Annotated in this window: 14 protein-coding genes; all 14 read left to right on the top strand. The window is 66.1% G+C overall.

Annotated elements, in window-relative coordinates; all coding sequences use genetic code 11:
- Positions 1–13 precede the first annotated feature (13 nt).
- The 14 genes from AC5V87_RS31305 (at position 14) to AC5V87_RS31240 (ending at position 18,859) form a co-directional block, all read left to right on the top strand.
- On the top strand, positions 14–1,468 hold the full coding sequence (locus AC5V87_RS31305) for a UDP-N-acetylmuramoyl-L-alanyl-D-glutamate--2,6-diaminopimelate ligase (RefSeq protein ID WP_495368790.1): 1,455 nt from the start codon (positions 14–16) through the stop codon (positions 1,466–1,468).
- Positions 1,465–2,844 carry a UDP-N-acetylmuramoyl-tripeptide--D-alanyl-D-alanine ligase gene (locus tag AC5V87_RS31300; protein WP_456843235.1) on the top strand — a complete coding sequence of 460 codons (1,380 nt, stop codon included), beginning with the start codon at positions 1,465–1,467 and terminating at the stop codon, positions 2,842–2,844. The genes AC5V87_RS31305 and AC5V87_RS31300 overlap by 4 nt, the downstream gene beginning before the upstream one ends.
- Before the next feature lie 170 nt (positions 2,845–3,014).
- Entirely contained in the window at positions 3,015–4,118 is a 1,104-nt protein-coding gene (gene mraY / locus AC5V87_RS31295; RefSeq protein WP_495368789.1) for a phospho-N-acetylmuramoyl-pentapeptide-transferase, read from the top strand.
- 112 nt (positions 4,119–4,230) lie between these two features.
- A complete protein-coding gene (gene murD / locus AC5V87_RS31290; RefSeq protein ID WP_495368788.1) occupies positions 4,231–5,631 on the top strand; it encodes a UDP-N-acetylmuramoyl-L-alanine--D-glutamate ligase in 1,401 nt (466 codons plus the stop codon).
- A gap of 197 nt (positions 5,632–5,828) precedes the next feature.
- Positions 5,829–6,980, top strand: coding sequence for a putative lipid II flippase FtsW (ftsW, locus tag AC5V87_RS31285; RefSeq protein ID WP_495368787.1), 1,152 nt, complete (start codon positions 5,829–5,831; stop codon positions 6,978–6,980).
- A gap of 178 nt (positions 6,981–7,158) precedes the next feature.
- Positions 7,159–8,259 carry an undecaprenyldiphospho-muramoylpentapeptide beta-N-acetylglucosaminyltransferase gene (gene murG, locus AC5V87_RS31280; RefSeq protein ID WP_495368786.1) on the top strand — a complete coding sequence of 367 codons (1,101 nt, stop codon included), beginning with the start codon at positions 7,159–7,161 and terminating at the stop codon, positions 8,257–8,259.
- 151 nt (positions 8,260–8,410) lie between these two features.
- Entirely contained in the window at positions 8,411–9,814 is a 1,404-nt protein-coding gene (gene murC / locus AC5V87_RS31275; protein ID WP_456843239.1) for a UDP-N-acetylmuramate--L-alanine ligase, read from the top strand.
- 4 nt (positions 9,815–9,818) lie between these two features.
- A complete protein-coding gene (murB, locus tag AC5V87_RS31270; RefSeq protein WP_456843240.1) occupies positions 9,819–10,763 on the top strand; it encodes a UDP-N-acetylmuramate dehydrogenase in 945 nt (314 codons plus the stop codon).
- A gap of 74 nt (positions 10,764–10,837) precedes the next feature.
- Positions 10,838–11,824 carry a D-alanine--D-alanine ligase family protein gene (locus AC5V87_RS31265; RefSeq protein WP_456843241.1) on the top strand — a complete coding sequence of 329 codons (987 nt, stop codon included), beginning with the start codon at positions 10,838–10,840 and terminating at the stop codon, positions 11,822–11,824.
- Between the two features lie 349 nt (positions 11,825–12,173).
- Positions 12,174–13,199 (top strand): cell division protein FtsQ/DivIB, encoded by a 1,026-nt coding sequence (locus tag AC5V87_RS31260; protein ID WP_495368785.1) that lies wholly within the window; start codon positions 12,174–12,176, stop codon positions 13,197–13,199.
- Complete coding sequence (gene ftsA, locus AC5V87_RS31255) at positions 13,196–14,518, top strand: cell division protein FtsA (protein ID WP_456843243.1); 1,323 nt, start codon at positions 13,196–13,198, stop codon at positions 14,516–14,518. Before AC5V87_RS31260 ends, ftsA begins: the two co-directional genes overlap by 4 nt.
- An 87-nt stretch (positions 14,519–14,605) precedes the next feature.
- Complete coding sequence (ftsZ, locus tag AC5V87_RS31250) at positions 14,606–16,402, top strand: cell division protein FtsZ (RefSeq protein ID WP_456843244.1); 1,797 nt, start codon at positions 14,606–14,608, stop codon at positions 16,400–16,402.
- A 363-nt stretch (positions 16,403–16,765) separates the two neighbouring features.
- A complete protein-coding gene (lpxC, locus tag AC5V87_RS31245; RefSeq protein ID WP_495368784.1) occupies positions 16,766–17,728 on the top strand; it encodes a UDP-3-O-acyl-N-acetylglucosamine deacetylase in 963 nt (320 codons plus the stop codon).
- A gap of 243 nt (positions 17,729–17,971) precedes the next feature.
- On the top strand, positions 17,972–18,859 hold the full coding sequence (locus AC5V87_RS31240) for an outer membrane protein assembly factor BamD (protein WP_456836620.1): 888 nt from the start codon (positions 17,972–17,974) through the stop codon (positions 18,857–18,859).
- The last annotated feature ends 2 nt before the right edge of the window (positions 18,860–18,861 follow it).

Genomic DNA, 18,861 nt, shown 5'->3' with positions numbered 1-18,861 from the left:
CGACTGGACGACCATGAAGCTGCGTGAACTTCTAGGCAATGACGCCGCGATCGAGCCCGCCGTCGCGGCGCTGGATGTGACCGGCGTTGCGCTCGACAGCCGCGTGGTCAGGCCCGGCGATGTCTTCTTTGCGCTCGCGGGCAGCAAGACGGACGGCGCGCGCTTCATTGACGCGGCGATTGCTGCCGGCGCGGCGGCGGTTGTCGGCGATCATGCGCCTGATGGCATCAAGGTGCCGTTCGTCACTGTCCCTAATCCGCGCCGCGCGCTGGCGCTAGCGGCGGCAAGCTTCTTCCCCGCACAGCCTGCGACGATTGCGGCGGTGACCGGCACCAGCGGCAAGACTTCGGTTGCCGCTTTCACGCGCCAGATCTGGGAGCGGCTGGGGCATGCCTCCGCCAGCATCGGAACCATCGGCCTCGTCTCGCCGAAACGCACCGTCTACGGCTCGTTGACGACGCCCGATCCGATCGCGCTGCACCGGCAGTTGGACGAGATCGCGCGCGAGGGCGTCACGCATCTCGCCTTCGAAGCCTCCTCGCACGGGCTCGATCAGTATCGCCTCGACGGCGTGCGCATCGCCGCCGGCGGTTTCACCAATCTCTCGCGCGACCACATGGATTACCATCCGAGCGTCGCGCATTATCTCACCGCAAAGCTCCGCCTGTTCCGCGAGCTGGTGCAGCCGGGTGGCGCGGCGGTGATCTCGGCCGATCACGATTGCTCGGCCGAAGCGATCGATACTGCGAAGTCGCGCGGGCTGAGCGTGATGGCGGTCGGTCGCAACGGGGACGGTGGTGAAGGTGTTCGTCTCGTCGACGCCAAGGTCGAAGGATTTTCGCAAGTGCTCGCGATCGAGCATCGCGGAAAGCGCTACGCGGTTCGCCTGCCGCTGGTCGGCGAATTCCAGATCGAGAACGCGCTGGTGTCGGCCGGCCTCGCCATCGGCACCCGCAGTGACGCGGCAGGCGTGTTCGCGAGCCTCGAGCATCTCGAAGGGGCCAAGGGCAGGCTCGAGCGCGTCGGCGAGCGCAACGGCGCGCCGATCTTCGTCGACTATGCGCACAAGCCCGACGCGCTGGCGAAGGCGTTGCAGGCGCTGCGTCCCTATGCGAAACGCAAGTTGATCGTGGTGTTCGGCGCCGGCGGCGATCGCGATGCCGGCAAGCGGCCGATCATGGGCGAGATCGCGGCCGAGAACGCCGACGGCGTCATCATCACCGACGACAATCCGCGCAGCGAGAAGCCGGAAGCCATTCGCGCCGAGATCCTCGCCGCCGCCAAGGGCGCCCGGGAAATCGGCGACCGCGAAGCTGCAATCCGCACTGCGATCGAGGAGCTGCAGGAGGGCGATGCGCTGCTGATCGCCGGCAAGGGCCACGAGACGGGACAGATCGTCGGCGGCCAGGTTCTGCCCTTCAGTGATCACGAGGCGGTCGCCGCCGCATTGACGTCGAGGACAGCATGAGCGCGCCAATCTGGACTGTGGCCGAGGTCGCGCGCGCACTGGGCGCTGCCGGATCGTTCCCGGACACCCCGATCGACTTCGTCACCCAGGACAGCCGCCTGGTGAAACCAGGCAGCCTATTCGTCGCGCTGAGCGGCACGCCGAGCGGCGGCTTCGTCTCGGCCTTTGCCAGCGCGCGCGACGGCTGGGAGTTTGCCGACAAGGCGGAAGCCGCCGGCGCGGCCGCGATGATCGTGCCGCACGAGATCGCGGGCATCCGCATTCCGCAGATCGTCGTGAAGGACACGCTCATCGACGGCCTCTGGGGCCTCGCGCGCGCCGCCCGCGCGCGCTTTAGCGGGCCCGTGATCGGGCTTACCGGCAGCGCGGGCAAGACCAGCACCAAGGAATTTTTGGCGGCTTATCCCAATGCCTATGCGAGCCCGGCGAGCTTCAACAATTTCTGGGGCGTGCCGCTGACGCTGTGCAATGCACGGCCCGATGCCAGCCTCTGGGTCGTCGAGATGGGCATGAACCAGACCGGCGAGATCGCGCGGCTCAGCGAATTGACGCGGCCGACGGTCGCGCTCGTCGTCAATGTCCAGCCGGTGCATCTGGAAAAGCTCGGCTCGCTCGAGGCCATCCGCCGCGAGAAGGTTTCGATTGCGCTCGGCCTGCCCGAGGACGGCGTGCTGGTGCTGCCCGCCGGGCTCAAGGCGCCCGAATGGAAAGGCAAGGTGGTGCGCTTCGGCGAGCATGCCGAAGTGCACGAGGTCGCGCACGCGCCCCATGGCGAGAGCTGGCAGATCGTCGCCATGATCGGCAGGAAGGAGATCGCCTTCAGCCTGACGCCGGGCGCGCCGCACCGCGTGCACAATGCGCTCGCCGCGCTCGCCGCGATCCGCGCCGCGAATCTCGATGCGGCGACGCTTGCGATCAAGCTCGACCGGGTCGGCATCATGACCGGCCGCGGCGTCGAGCAAATGGTCGGCGGCGTCACCGTGATCGACGACAGTTTCAACGGCAATCCGGCCAGCGTCGCCGCTGCGCTGCAAAGCCTGGAGGCGCGCAGCATGACCGGCGGCCGCCGCATCGCGGTACTCGGCGACATGCTCGAGCTCGGCGATGACGCACCTCGCTATCACACCGGCCTCGCCGAGCATCTCGACGGCATCGACGGCGTCTATTGTGTCGGCCCCTTGATGCGCCACCTCTTCGAGCTGTTGCCCGCAGGAAAGGCCCTCGGCTGGCACGACGATCCCGCCACGCTGCAACCGGGCGAGGTCGCGAACCTGCTGAAGGCAGGCGACATCGTGGTTGTCAAGGGCAGCAAGAAGATGTTCTGGGTCAACAAGTTTGTGCCGGGCCTGGTGGCCGCCTTGCAGGCAAAGGCGTAAACTGCTTGGAAGGCGCTGTTCCGAATCCCTCCTTGCGGCGCGGATCGTTTTACCAGGGTCGCCCGACCCGTGATGAAGACCAGCGAATGCGCGTGAGACACGGTGAGGTCGAGGTGAAGGGCCGAGAACAAGGTCAAGACCGCGTGCGCAAGGCCCATAGGACCGTCTGAATGTTTTACTGGCTGATCGAGCTATCCAACACATTTCCGAGCTTCAGTGCGGTGCGCACCGTCCTGAACGTCTTCCGCTACATCACCTTCCGCACCGGCGGCGCCATCGTCACCGGCGCGCTGTTCGTGTTCCTGTTCGGGCCCTGGATCATCGACCATCTGCGCATCCGCCAGGGCAAGGGCCAGCCGATACGCACCGATGGCCCGCAATCGCATCTCAGCAAGAAGGGTACGCCCACCATGGGCGGGCTGATGATCCTGTCCGGCCTCACGGTCGGCACCGTGCTGTGGGCCAATCCGCTCAACCCCTATGTCTGGATCGTGCTGGCGGTGACGCTCGGCTTCGGCTTCGTCGGCTTCTATGACGACTACCTCAAGGTGACCAAGCAGACCACGACCGGTTTCGGCGGCAAGCTGCGCCTGCTGATCGAGGCGGCGATCGCGCTGGTTGCCTGCTACGCCTTGGTGCGCCTGAACCGCGATCCCGCGTCGACCGCGCTGACCATTCCGTTCCTCAAGGACACGGTGCTGCATTTCGGCTGGTTCTTCGTCGTGTTCGGCGCCTTCGTCATCGTCGGCGCCGGCAATGCGGTGAACCTCACCGACGGCCTCGACGGCCTCGCCATCGTCCCCGTGATGATCGCGACCGCGAGCTTTGCGATGATCGCTTATCTCGCCGGCAACGCGGTGTTCGCAGACTATCTCCAGATCAAATATGTCGCGGGCACCGGCGAGCTTGCGGTGCTCTGCGGCGCGCTGCTCGGCGCCGGTCTCGGCTTCCTCTGGTTCAATGCCCCACCCGCTTCGATCTTCATGGGCGACACCGGCTCGCTCGCGCTCGGCGGCATGCTCGGCGCGATCGCTGTCGCGGTGAAGCACGAGATCGTGCTCGCGGTGATCGGCGGCCTGTTCGTGCTGGAGGCGGTCTCCGTCATCGTGCAGGTGGTGTCGTTCAAGTTCACCGGAAAGCGCATCTTCCGGATGGCGCCGATCCACCACCATTTCGAGCAGCTCGGCTGGACCGAACCGCAAATCGTGATCCGGTTCTGGATCATCTCGGTGATGCTGGCGCTCGCCGGTCTATCGACGCTGAAGCTGCGCTGATGATGGCGTCTGCCCAGGATCGTCATTCCGGACGACGCGAAGCGGCGATCCGGAATCTCGAGGTTCCGGGTTCTCGATTCGGGAGCCCCGGAACGACGGAGACGAAATCATCATGATCCCCATCACATCCTTCGCCGGCAAGACGGTCGCCGTGTTCGGGCTCGGCGGCTCGGGACTCGCCTCCTGCCACGCGCTGAAGGCGGGTGGCGCCGAGGTGATCGGCGCCGACGACAACACCGAGAACGTCGCCAAGGCGGCGCAGGCCGGTTTCATCACCGCTGACTTGCGCAACGTCTCCTGGGCCAATTTCGCCGCCCTCGTGCTCGCGCCCGGCGTGCCGCTGACCCATCCCGTGCCGCACTGGAGCGTGCTGAGAGCGCGCGAAGCGGGCGTCGAGGTGATCGGGGATATCGAGCTGTTCTGCCGCGAGCGCCGCCGCCACGCGCCGGACGCGCCGTTCGTCGCCGTCACCGGCACCAACGGCAAGTCGACCACGACGGCGCTGATCGCGCATCTGACCAAGGTCGCCGGCTACGATACCCAGATGGGCGGCAACATCGGCACTGCGATCCTGTCGCTGGAGCCGCCGCGCATGGGCCGCGTCCACGTCATTGAGATGTCGTCCTACCAGATCGACCTCACGCCCTCGCTCGATCCCACGGTCGGCATTCTGCTCAATGTCAGCGAGGATCATATCGACCGTCACGGCACCGTCGAGCACTACGCAGCAGTGAAGGAGCGCCTCGTCGCCGGCGTGCAGGCCGGCGGCACGTCGATCGTCGGCGTCGACGACGGCTATTGCCGTGACATCGCCGACCGGCTCGACCGCGCCGGCAAGAACGTGGTGCGCATTTCCGTCAGGAACCCGCTCGCCTCCGGCATCCATGTCGAGCACGGCACCATCGTGCGCACCGCCGGCGGCGCGCGCAACGAGGTCGCAAAGCTGGGCGGCATCGGTTCGCTGCGCGGCCAGCACAATGCGCAGAACGCGGCTTGCGCGGCCGCTGCCGCGCTCGCGATGGGCATCAGCCTCGATCTGCTGCAGAACGGCCTGCGCAGCTTTCCCGGCCTTGCGCATCGCATGGAGCAGGTCGGCCGCCGCAGCAACGTGCTGTTCGTCAACGATTCCAAGGGCACCAACGCGGATGCCACAGCGCATGCGTTGTCGTCCTTCTCCGACATCTTCTGGATCGCCGGCGGCAAGCCGAAGGCCGGCGGCATCACTGGCCTCACCGGCTTCTTCCCGCGCATCCGAAAAGCCTATCTGATCGGGGAGGCCGCGCAGGAGTTTTCGGGGACGCTGGGCAGCGAGGTCGCGCACGAGATCAGCCGGACGCTGGACGTCGCCGTCGAGCACGCCGCGCGCGATGCGGAGGCGTCAGGGCTCGCCGACGCTGTCGTGCTGCTGTCGCCCGCCTGCGCGTCGTTCGACCAGTATCGCAACTTCGAGATCCGCGGCACCAAGTTCCGCGAGCTGGTGCAGGCGCTGCCGGGAGTGAAGCCGCTGGTGTGAGGGCCTCTCGTGTCCCGGACGCGCGTAGCGCGAGCCGGGACCTAGGAGCCACGATGGGCCCGCGGCTCTGCAGCGCATCACTGCGTGCTGCGGTGCGCCCGGGGCACGAGACTCTTCAAAACTTGAACGTTTCCTTAACCCCCCGGTAACCAACCTCGGCGACCAATGGACGGACCTCTGTCCGAAAGCGGCCGCCCATGCTCTCCCGTGAAGAACGCACCCCCTTTTCCGAGTGGTGGTGGACCGTCGACAAGCCGCTGATGGGCGCGATCCTGGCCTTGATGCTCACCGGCGTGATCCTGTCGCTGGCGGCGAGTCCGCCGGTTGCGACCCGCATCGGGCTCGATCCGTTCCATTTCTTCAGCCGCCACGTGATGTTCCTGCTCCCGTCCTGCCTGGTGCTGCTCGGGGTCTCCTTCCTGTCGCCACGGTCGATCCGGCGGAGCGCGCTGATCATCTTCACCGTCAGCATCATCCTGATCGTGGTGACGCTCGCGATCGGCCCCGAGGTGAAGGGCTCGCGACGCTGGATCACGCTGCTCGGCGTCAACATCCAGGCCTCCGAGATCGCCAAGCCGTCCTTCGTCGTCATCGCCGCCTGGCTGTTCGCGGAATCCACCAAGCGGCCGGAGATGCCGGCGACCTCGATGGCGTTGGTGCTGCTGTTGATGCTGGTCTCGCTCTTGGTCATGGAGCCGGATTTCGGCCAGACCATGCTGATCTTGATGGTGTGGGGCTCGCTGTTCTTCATCGCAGGCATGCGCATGATCTGGGTGTTCGGCCTTGCGGGCGCCGCCGCCGCCGGCCTGTTCAGCGCCTATCTCTTTGTTCCTCACGTGGCAGGACGCATCAAGCGCTTCATGAATCCGGCCTCCGGCGATACCTTCCAGGTCGATACCGCCATGGAAGCCTTCTACAATGGCGGCTGGTTCGGCCTCGGGCCGGGCGAGGGCATCGCAAAGCGCAGCCTGCCGGACAGTCACACCGATTTCGTGTTCGCGGTCGCCGCCGAAGAGTTCGGCATCATCCTGTGCCTTGCGATGCTGGCGCTGTTCGCCTTCGTCGTGATCCGTACGCTGTCGCGCGCTTATGCCAATGAGGACATGTTCTCGCGCTTCGCTGCCTCGGGTCTTGCGATCCTGTTCGGCGTGCAGGCGGCGATCAACATGTCGGTGAACCTCCAGCTCGTCCCCGCCAAGGGCATGACGCTGCCGTTCATCTCGTACGGCGGTTCCTCGATCGTGTCGCTCGCCTACGGCGTCGGCATGATGCTCGCGCTGACGCGGCTGCGCCCGCGCACCGAGGTCGAGGCCAGCGGCCGCGCCGAGGCGATGCGCAGCTACGCGTGAACTCTCGTGTCCCGGACAAGCGAAGCGCCGATCCGGGACCCAGAACGCCGCAACCAATGGGCCCCGGTTCAGCAGCGCACCACGCTGCCAAGGGCAGCGTGCTGCGCTGCGCCCGGGGCACGGACACTTTCTTGCGGCGCTCGCAATGACGAAAAACTCGCTGTAAAACGCCTCCACCATGGACACTTCCCCCCTGATTCTTCTCGCCGCGGGTGGCACCGGCGGCCATCTGTTTCCGGCCGAGGCGCTCGGCGTCGAGTTGATCCGGCGCGGCTTTCGCGTCCGTCTCGTCACCGACGAGCGCGCGCTGCGCTATAGCGGGCTGTTCAGCAAGGACATGATCGATGTCGTCGCCAGCGAGACTGCGCGCGGCCGCAATCCGTTTCAGCTAGCTTATGCCGGCCTCACCCTCGCTACCGGCACGCTGTCTGCGTATCGCCTGATCAAGCGGTTGAAGCCGGTCGCCATCGTCGGTTTCGGCGGCTATCCGACACTGCCGCCGCTGGTCGCGGCGAAGCTTGCAGGCGTGCCCGGCATCATCCACGACGCCAATGCCGTGCTCGGCCGCGCCAACCGGTTTCTGTCGAGCCGCGTCCGCGCCATCGCGACGTCGTTGCCCGGCGTGCTCGATCGCGATCCGGCCCTGGCGGGCAAGACCACGACCGTCGGCACGCCGATGCGCCCGGCGATCCTCGCCGCAGCCGCCGTGCCGTATGTCGCGCCCGAGGTGAACGGCCCGCTGCGGCTGCTCGTCGTCGGCGGCAGCCAGGGTGCGCGCATCATGGCCGACATCGTGCCGGGCGCGATCGAGCGGCTGGAGTCGTCGTTGTGGAGCCGGCTGATCCTGACCCAGCAGGTCCGCGACGAGGACATGACGCGCGTGCGTGCGGTCTACGGCAAGCTCAAGATCAAGGCGGAGCTCGCACCGTTCTTCACCGATCTGCCGGCGCGGCTTGCGTCCAACCATCTGGTGGTGTCGCGCTCCGGCGCCGGCACGGTGGCCGAGCTCGCCGCGATCGGCCGGCCCTCGATCCTGGTGCCGCTGCCGGGCTCGATCGACCAGGACCAGTTTGCCAATGCCGGCGTGCTGGCCAAGGTCGACGGCGCGATCCGCATCCCCCAGACCGAGTTCACCTCGGATCGTCTTGCGTCCGAGATTTCCGCTTTCGCCGCCGAGCCCGCGCGACTTGCCGCCATGGCTGCCGCGGCGAAAGGGGCCGGCCGGCTCGATGCCGCCCAGCGGTTGGCCGATCTGGTGGTCAAAGTCGCTGGAATCTGACGCCTGTTCCGCCCCGGAATGGCCAAAAAAGCCCCTTGTCATGCCCCGCGAAAGCGGGGCATCCAGTACATGACGCAGCTTGATTTGAATCTCAGGCGTCGCGGAATACTGGATCGTCCGCCTTCGCGGACGATGACCCCAAGGAAACCACATGAGACTGCCGCGCGAGATCGGACCCATCCACTTCGTCGGGATCGGCGGGATCGGCATGAGCGGCATCGCCGAGGTGCTGGTCAATCTCGGCTACACTGTGCAGGGCTCTGATGCCGCCGACAATTACAATCTCGACCGTCTGCGCAAGAAGGGCGCGAAGGTTTCGGTCGGCCACAAGGCCGAGAATGTCGACGGCGCCGAGGTCGTCGTGGTCTCCACCGCGATCAAGCGCGACAATCCGGAACTGATCGCGGCGCGCGAGCGCCGCATTCCCGTGGTGCGCCGTGCCGAGATGCTGGCCGAGCTGATGCGGCTCAAGAGCTGCGTCGCGATTGCCGGCACCCACGGCAAGACCACGACGACCACGATGGTCGCAACCCTGCTCGACGCCGGCGGGCTCGATCCGACCGTGATCAACGGCGGCATCATCAACGCCTATGGATCCAACGCGCGTCTCGGCGCCGGCGACTGGATGGTGGTGGAAGCCGACGAGAGCGACGGCACGTTCTTGAAGCTGCCGACAGACGTGGCGATCGTCACCAACGTCGACCCCGAGCATCTCGACCACTTCAAGACCTTCGACGCCGTGCAGGACGCGTTCCGAAACTTCGTCGAGAACCTGCCGTTCTACGGCTTTGCCGTGATGTGCATCGATCATCCCGTGGTGCAGAGCCTCGTCGGCAAGATCGAGGATCGACGCATCATCACCTACGGCGAGAATCCGCAGGCGGACGCGCGGCTGTTCGACCTCACACCGATGGGTGGCGGATCAAAATTCAAGGTCGCGTTTCGCGATCGCAAAACGGGTGCGGTGCATGAGATCCCAGATTTGATGCTGCCGATGCCGGGCCGTCACAATGCCTCGAACGCAACGGCTGCGATCGCGGTCGCGCGCGAGCTCGGTGTCTCCGATGACGCGATCCGGAAAGCGATCGCCGGCTTCGGCGGCGTCAAGCGCCGCTTCACCAAAACCGGTGATTGGAACGGCGTCACCGTGATCGACGATTACGGTCATCACCCCGTGGAGATCGCGGCTGTGCTGAAGGCAGCGCGGGAATCCACCAACGGCAAGATCATCGCCGTGGTGCAGCCGCATCGCTATACCCGTCTGCAATCGCTGTTCGAGGAATTCTGCACCTGCTTCAATGACGCCGACGCGGTGGTCGTCGCCGACGTCTATGCCGCGGGCGAAGCGCCGATCGACGGCGTCGACCGGGATCATTTCGTCTCGGGCCTGCGCGCGCATGGACATCGCGAGGTGCTGCCGCTGCCGGCGGCGACGGAGCTCGCGGGTATCGTCAAGGGATTGGCAAAGTCCGGCGATCTCGTCGTGTGCCTTGGCGCGGGCAACATCACGCAATGGGCGTATGCATTGCCGGATCAGTTGAAGGCGCTGGGGTAGGGCGGTGAGCTTCCCCGACATCACCCCCACACTCAAAGCCGCGATGCCTAACCTTCGCGGTCGGCTGCTCGCCAACCAGTCGCTCGCCGAGCTCACCTGGTTTCGCGTCGGCGGTCCGGCGCAGGTGCTGTTCACGCCGGCGGACGAGGACGATCTCGCTTATTTCCTCGCGCATCTCGCATCCGACATCCCCGTCTATGTCGTCGGCGTCGGCTCGAACCTGATCGTGCGCGACGGCGGCATTGCCGGCGTGGTGATCCGCCTTGCGCCGCGCGCCTTTGGCGATGCGGCCGCGGACGGCGACATCGTCACCGCCGGCGCTGCCGCGCTCGACAAGCGTGTGGCGGAAGTCGCGGCAAGTGCCAATATCGGCGGGCTCGAATTCTATTTCGGCATTCCCGGCACGATCGGCGGCGCGCTGCGCATGAACGCGGGGGCCAATGGCGGCGAAACCAAGGACGTGCTGATCGAGGCGTGCGGCGTGGCGCGCGACGGCACCCGGCATCTCTTCTCCAACGCCGACATGAAGTTCGTCTATCGCAATAGCGGCGTCGATCCCTCCATCATCTTCACCTCCGCGCGCTTCCGCGGCGAGATCAGGGATGCCGAGGCGATCCGCGCGCGGATGGCGGAGGTGCAGACCCACCGCGAGACCGCGCAGCCGATCCGCGAGAAGACTGGTGGATCGACCTTCAAGAACCCGCCCGGCCATTCCGCCTGGAAGCTGGTGGACGCCGCCGGCTGCCGGGGCTTGCGCGTCGGCGGCGCGCAGGTCTCGGAGATGCACTGCAATTTCCTGATCAACACCGGCGATGCCACGGCGCATGACATCGAGACGTTGGGCGAGACCGTGCGCGAACGCGTGAAGGCGAATTCCGGAATAGAGCTACACTGGGAAATCAAGCGGATCGGGGTTCCTATTAACAGTCATTCCGGGGCGATGCGTTAGCATCGAACCCGGAATCTCGAGATTCCGGGTCTGGTGCTTGCGCACCATCCCGGAATGACGAAATGCGAGGACACATGCGCATCACCATCCTCTTCGGCGGCTCCAACCGCGAGCGTCTGGTTTCGGTCGCCTCGGCTCAGGCGCTGCATCAGGCGCTGCCCGAGGCCGATCTCTGGTGGTGGGACGTCGAGGACAAGGTGCATGTGGTGCAGTCGAAACAGCTGCTCGAACATGCCCGCCCGTTCGAGGACGAATTCAAGCCCGGCACGACAGGCATTCCGCTGGCGCAGGCGCTCGACCAGGCCAAGGCCGAAGGCCGCGTGCTGGTGCTCGGCCTGCATGGCGGGAGCGCGGAGAACGGCGAATTGCAGGTGATGTGCGAGGCGCGCGGCGTGCCGTTCACCGGATCGGGCTCGGCCTCCTCGCATCTCGCCTTCGACAAGATCGCGGCCAAGCGTTTTGCCGCGCTCGGCGGCGTGACGCCGCCGGCCAACATTGCGCTCGAGGCCATTGACGAAGCCTTCGCCGAATATGGCCGGCTGATCGCAAAGCCCGCGCGCGACGGCTCGAGCTACGGCCTGATCTTCGTCAACGCCAAGCAGGATCTCATCGCCGTCCGCAACGCGGCCAAGCATGAAGAATATGTGATCGAGCCCTACATCGCCGGCGTCGAGGCCACTTGCGGCGTGCTGGAGCGCACCGACGGCTCGATCGTCTCGCTGCCGCCGATCGAGATCATTCCGGGCGAGGGCAATTTCGACTACGCGGCAAAATATCTTTTGAAGTCGACCCAGGAGATCTGTCCCGGCCGGTTCGCGCCCGAGATCACTGCCGCGCTGAAGGAGCAGGCGATGCTGGCGCACCGGGCGATGTCCTGCACCGGCTATTCCCGCTCGGACTTCATCGTCTCGGAGAAGGGCCTCGTCTATCTCGAGACCAACACGCTGCCCGGGCTGACCAAGTCTTCGCTCTACCCCAAGGCGCTGAAAGCCGAAGGCATCGCGTTCGTCGACTTCCTGCGCGGCCTGGTCGAGCTCGCCGGGCGGGGTGTGCGAAAATAATTAGGACTGGTTAACGGCCAAACAGCCGAAATGGGCCGGTTTGGGGGCCAAATCCGGTAAATTGCCGGAGATCGCGGCACAAATGCCTCACATCGTGGGGCAAAAAGCATCCCGCGTTAACGAATTTTACCTTTTGTTTACCAGGACAGCCGAAGGTTAACGCTGGCGGCGCATATGGCGTTTTGGCTGCCGGCGCGTGAGCTGTCCTGGGTGATGTCACCTCCAGCGAACGCTTTGAACGGGAGAGGTTTCTTCTGCTGAAGACCAGCACCCGGCCCGGCAAGTCCGAGACGTCATGTTCGCCAGGACCCGCGCGATGTTGCGGGCTAACTGTTGACGAGTTCGTGCAATGGATGGTGCAGGAAGCCTCACTCGGTCGCTTTTCAGATCGCTGAGGCCCCAAGCTGACCTGAAGGCGGCCGCTATCGGAGCGGTCGTGCTTCTGCGCGAGTGGGTGCAGGACAAGCGAGCCGAGGCGCGCGCTGCCGCCCAGGACAAGATCAGGACCAAGGAGGCCAAGCAGCTCGTCGAGCGCGAGCCTCCGCCGCGCGTGGTCGCGCTGGTCGAGCGCTATCTGCCGCGCCGGGTCGGGATCACCATGACTGCGCTGCTGCTGCTCGGCAGCTGCGGCTTCGGCATCGTCAAGGGCGGCCATCTCCAGGATTTCATCACCGCGGTCAGCGATGCCCGCAACGCGCTGGCCAATTCCGCCGGCTTCCGCATCACCTCGGTCGCGATCAACGGCCGCAAGCAGCTCACCCAGGACGAGATCCTCGCGATCGGCGGCGTCAGCGGCCGTTCCTCGCTGCTGTTCCTCGACGCCGACGCCGTGCGCGACAAGCTCAAGGCCAATCCCTGGATCGCGGATGCGACCGTGCTGAAGCTCTATCCGGGCCGGCTGATGATCGACATCACCGAGCGCCAGGCCTTCGCGCTGTGGCAGGAGGCCGGCCGGCTTTCCGTGATCGCCGACGACGGCGCCGTGCTCGAACCCTATGTCTCGCGCCGCTTCCTGTCGCTGCCGCTCGTGGTCGGCAAGGGCGCCGACACCCAGGCGCGCGATTTCCTGGCGCTGTTGGCGCGCTATCCGCAGATCAATTCGGTGACCAAGGCCGCGATCTATGTCGGCGAGCGGCGCTGGAATCTGCGGCTCAAGGACGGTCTCGACATCCGCCTGCCCGAGCAGGACGTCGGCAATGCGCTGGCGATGCTGTCCCGGCTCGACAAGGAGGACAGGCTGTTCTCCCGCGACATCGTTGCCATCGATCTGCGCCTGCCCGATCGCCTGGTGGTACAGCTGTCCGACGACGCCGCCAAGGCGCGCGAGGAGCAGTTCAAGGACAAGAAGAAGAAAAAGGCCGGGGACGCCGCATGACCGGTCTTGATCGCACCCAGACGCCGAAGACGCGCCCGATGCCGCACAAGCGCGGCGGCCTCGTCGCCTGCCTCGACATCGGCACCAGCAAGATCGCCTGCATGATCGCGCGGCTGAAGCCGTCGCCGCCGAGCGACGCGCTGCGCGGCCGCACCCATGCGGTGGAGCTGATCGGCTACAGCCAGATCCAGTCGCGCGGCATGAAGGCCGGCGCGGTGATCGATCTTGCCGAATGCGAGCAGGCGGTGCGCCAGGCTGTCGGTCTCGCCGAGAAAATGGCCAAGGTGCGGGTCGATTCCGTGCTGCTGTCGGTCGCCGGCGGCCGGCTCGCCGGCCAGCTGGTCGAAGCCGCCGCCGACATCCGCGGCGGCGCCGTGACGCCGGCCGATGTCAGCCGCGTCACCTCCACCGGCATGCGCCACGCCACCGGCGAGGGCCGCACCGTGCTGCACGCGCTGCCGGTCGGCTACACGCTCGACGGCGTCAAGGGCATCCGCGATCCCCGCGGCATGGTCGCGCATCAGTTCGGCGTCGACATGAACGTCGTCACCTGCGACGCCACGGTGGCGCGCAACCTCATGCTGGCGGTGGAGCGCTGCCACATCAACGTCGAAGCCATGGCGGCGAGCCCCTATGTGGCCGGACTTTCCGTGCTGACCGATGACGAGGCCGATCTCGGCGCCGCCGTGGTCGAGATGGGTGCAGGCACCACCACCATCGCGGTCTACTCCGGCGGCCGGTTCGTGCATGCGGCCGGTTTTGCGGTCGGCGGGCAACACATCACGATGGATCTCGCCCGCGGACTCTCCGCGACCATTGCCGATGCCGAGCGAATCAAGACCTTATACGGGACCGTCATCACCGGCGGATCGGACTCGCGTGAGCTGATGTCTGTACCGACAGCCGGTGACGAGCAGGATCTGCCGCAGATCGTCTCCCGCGCCACCATCGCCAACATCGTCAAGCACCGTGCCGAGGAAGTCTTCGAAATGGTTCGGGACAAGCTGAAGGATTCGCCCTTCGCCTCAGAGCCCAACGGCCGCGTCGTGCTCTCGGGCGGCGCTTCCCAGCTGACCGGCCTCGTCGAACTCGGCACCCAGATTCTCGGCCGGCCCGTGCGGGTCGGTCGCCCCCTCGGTTTCGGCCGGCTGCCCAACGAGGCGAAGAACGCCGCGTTCGCGGTGCCGGCCGGACTTCTCGTCTACCCGCAATATGTTCATCTCGAACATGTCGAACCGCGGCATACGCGGCAGCAGGTCAAGACAGGGACCGGCGGCTATCTCGGAAAGGTCGGACGATGGCTACGCGAGGGCTTTTGATGACTCATTTCCGCAAGTGTCGATTTTCACCAACTCCCGCGGCCACCGGCCGGGGCGAACCCACGCGCGCGTGATCGAGAGGCAACCATGACCATCAGCATCAATGTTCCTGATATTCACGAACTGAAGCCCCGGATCACCGTGTTCGGCGTCGGTGGCGCCGGTGGCAACGCCGTCAACAACATGATCACGGCGGGCCTCCAGGGCGTCGACTTCGTGGTCGCCAACACCGACGCGCAGGCGCTGACGATGTCGAAGGCGCAGCGCATCGTGCAGATGGGCACCGCCGTCACTCAAGGTCTCGGCGCAGGTTCGCAGCCGAACGTCGGCGCTGCCGCTGCGGAAGAGGTGATCGACGAGCTGCGCGACCATCTCTCGGGCGCCAACATGGTGTTCGTCACCGCCGGCATGGGCGGCGGCACCGGGACGGGTGCTGCTCCCGTCATCGCCAAGACCGCGCGCGACATGGGCATCCTCACCGTCGGTGTCGTGACCAAGCCCTTCCACTTCGAAGGCGGCCGCCGCATGCGCACCGCCGAAGCCGGCATCGCCGAGCTGCACAAGGTCGTGGACACGCTCCTAATCATCCCGAACCAGAACCTGTTCCGGGTCGCCAACGAGAAGACCACCTTTGCCGACGCCTTCGCGATGGCCGACCAGGTGCTCTATTCGGGCGTTGCCTGCATCACTGACCTGATGGTCAAGGAAGGCCTGATCAACCTCGACTTCGCTGACGTTCGCGCCGTCATGCGCGAGATGGGCAAGGCGATGATGGGCACGGGCGAAGCCTCCGGCGACAAGCGTGCGCTGACCGCCGCGGAGGCCGCGATCGCCAACCCGCTGATCGACGATAGCTCGATGAAGGGCGCCAAAGGCCTCCTCATCTCCATCACCGGTGGCAAGGACCTTACCCTCTTCGAGGTCGACGAAGCCGCGACCCGCATCCGCGAGGAAGTCGACCAGGACGCCAACATCATCGTCGGCGCGACCTTCGACGAAGCGCTCGACGGCCTGATCCGCGTCTCGGTCGTCGCCACCGGCATCGAGCAGGCGGCGATTGCCCGCAACAGCCAGGCGACTTCCGCACCGGTTGCCAATCCGGCGCCGCAGCAGGCTCCCGCGGCTCCGGCCGCGGCTGCCGAGAGCCGTCTCGCCGACCTGACCGCGCGCCTCCGTGCCGATAACCAGCGCCTGGCCGAACGGGCCCAGAAGCTGGAAGCGCAGATCCCGGCCACCGCGGCGGTCCCGGTTGCTGCCGCCCCCGCCGCGCCGCGTGCGAACGTCGAGCGCGCCGCGCTGGCCGCGATCGCCGCCGCGGTCTCGGACGTGCCGCAGGCACCGGCGCCGCAGACCTATGGCGACGTCACCGTGCGCCCGATCGCGCAGAAGCCGACCCTGTTCCCGGAGCCTGAGCAGGGCCCGATCGCGATGCAGGAGCCGATGACGCCCGAAAACTTCATCCCGCCGCAGGCCGAGCGCCCGCCGGTCCGTGCGCCGCGGATGCCGCGTCTCGAGGAACTGCCGATGCCGGCCCAGGCCGAGCTTCGCCAGGCCCGCGGCGAGGTCGAGGAAGAGACCCCGCAGAAGAGCCGGCTGTCGCTGCTCCAGCGCCTCGCCAATGTCGGCCTCGGCCGTCGCGACGAGGAGAGCGAGCCGCCGGTCGCCGCCCGCACCGCCGGTCCCGGGATGCCGCCGCTGCCCGACCGCCGCCCGCAGAAGACCGTGGCGCAACAAATCGCGGCCAGCGAGCCGGTATCGGAGTATGCGCGCCGTCCCGCGCCGCAGGGTCTGGACATGCATGGCCGCCCGGCACCTGTTGCGCCGGCGCCACAGGGCGACGACCATCTTGATATCCCGGCCTTCCTGCGGCGGCAGGCGACCTGAGGATTGTTACCATCAGGCAGACGAAAAGAGGTCCCGGCGAGAAGCTTGCCGGGACCTTTCCTTTTCTCCCGTGCATGCCTGGATTGTGCAGCCAAACAACTGATTTTAAATCATTAATTACGTAGTCGGTGGTTCATTAAAGCCGCCGATAACGGCCCAAAACCCAAAGCTAATTTGGTTAAGCCTTGGCGCGAATACGGCAGGTTTGGGGTAACAATCGGTAAAAAAGCGTGAGTTGGCGCTGTTTGAGGCAGCAACTATGGTTTGCCGTGACTTGGGGATACGGAGATTCGCAACCGTCGGCGCTGGCCGGCCGAGCGGGTCTAGTATAAGTCGCAGTGGGTCGTAGTGGGGCGGTTCCTGATGAAATTTAGCCGGCAAACAACGCTTCGTGCGCAAGCCACCGTGGCAGGCGTAGGCGTTCACTCCGGTCTTCCCGTGACTCTCACGCTCGGGCCTGCGCCTGTCGACGCAGGTTTTATTTTTGTCCGCACCGGCCTTGAGGGAAGTGACCGCGAAGTCCAGGCGACCGCCGAGCAGGTGATCGCGACCGATTTCGCCACCGTCCTCGGCGATCGCAGTGGTCCTTTGGTGTCGACTGCAGAGCATGTGCTTGCTGCGCTGCGGGGGATGGGCGTCGACAACGCCACCATCGAGATCGACGGGCCGGAAGTGCCGATCATGGACGGCAGCGCCGCAGCCTTCATCGCCGCGATCGACCAGGCCGGTATCGTCACCCAGCCGGCGCAGCGCCGCTTCATCCAGGTTTTGAAGCCGGTCTCGGTCAAGATCGGCGACTCCTTCGGCGAGATCCGGCCCTATGCCAACGGCTTCCGTGCCGAAGTCGAGATCGATTTCACCAATCCCGTCATCGGCCAGCAGAGCTATTCCTTCGAGCTCAGCCCGGAACGCTTCCGCCGCGAAGTCGGCCGCGCCCGCACCTTCGGCCAGATGTGCGATGTCGCCCGTCTCTGGAGCGCGGGCTACGCGCTCGGCGCCTCCTTCGACAATACTGTCGTGTTCGACGACGAGCGGCTCCTGAACACCGAAGGCCTGCGCTACTCCGACGAATGCGCCCGCCACAAGGTGCTGGACGTGATCGGTGACCTCGCGCTGGCGGGCCTGCCGCTGCTCGGCGCCTATCATTCGGTTCGCGGCGGTCACAAGCTCAACCATGCCGTCCTGAGCGCGCTGCTCGCCGATCGAACGGCTTGGCGCGTCATCGAGGGCGAGGCGGCTCGCCGCACCACGCGCCCGCTGGGCGAAGTCGGTGGCGGTATCGTCGGCGGCCGGATCGCGGCGGCCTACGGACCGGACGTGTCCTGAACAAACCGCTGTCGCAGGTGCGCGACTGCCTTCTCCCCGGGAAACTCCTGGTAACCATGATCGGCTAGCATTGCGGCAATTTCGCCTTAATCCGGGCGGAATGCCTGCCTATCGGGTGGGCTAGCGATCGTTTTCGGTTACTCCTGCGTGGTCGCATGGCAGGCACCACGGTCACATTTCGCGCCCATGACCGGGTTCATGGGCTGGCGGGCACCGCATCACAGGGCGTCAGGTCTTAAATTCATGTCGGCACAGCGTACGACGCGCGGATATCTCTCGGTCTCGTCTGGCGCCCGCGGGCTGCTCCACGCCGCCACCTTCGTCCTGCTCGCGCTGCCGCTGGCCGGCTGCGGCACCGGCGGGCTCTGGGATAAGTTCACCGCCAAGGACGACACCTTCGTCGAGGAGCCCGCCGACAAGATCTACAATGAGGGCCTGTACCTCATGAACGAGAAGAAGGACATGAAGGCGGCGAACAAGAAGTTCGAAGAGGTCGACCGCCAGCATCCTTATTCCGACTGGGCCCGCAAATCGCTGCTGATGTCGGCCTACGCCTCCTACCAGGGCGGCGACTATGACGGCTGCATCGGCGCCGCCACCCGCTACGTCACCCTGCATCCCGGCAGCCCGGACGCGGCCTATGCGCAGTACCTGATCGCCGCCTCCCATTATGACCAGATTCCGGACGTCAGCCGCGACCAGGCCCGCACCGAGAAGGCGATCGCCGCGCTGGAGGAGGTGGTGCGCAAATATCCGAACTCGGAATATGCGACCTCGGCCAAGGCCAAGATCGAGGGTGCGCGCGACCAACTCGCCGGCAAGGAGATGAGCGTCGGCCGTTACTACGCGCAGAAGCGCGACTACACTGCGGCGATCAACCGCTACAAGACCGTCGTGACGCAGTACCAGACCACGCGCCACGTCGAGGAGGCGCTATTCCGCCTCACCGAGGCCTATATGGCGATCGGCATCGTCGGCGAGGCGCAGACCGCGGCCGCCGTGCTCGGCCACAATTTTCCTGACAGCCGCTGGTACAAGGACGCCTATAATCTTGTAAAATCGGGCGGTCTCGAACCGAGCGAGAATCAGGGGTCCTGGATCAGCCGGACCTTCAAGAAGATAGGTCTGTAGGT

It is taken from the genome of Bradyrhizobium sp. SOJA106, assembly GCF_059448745.1.
Note: the sequence above shows the minus strand (reverse complement) of the source record. Positions and strands in the feature narration are given on the sequence as shown.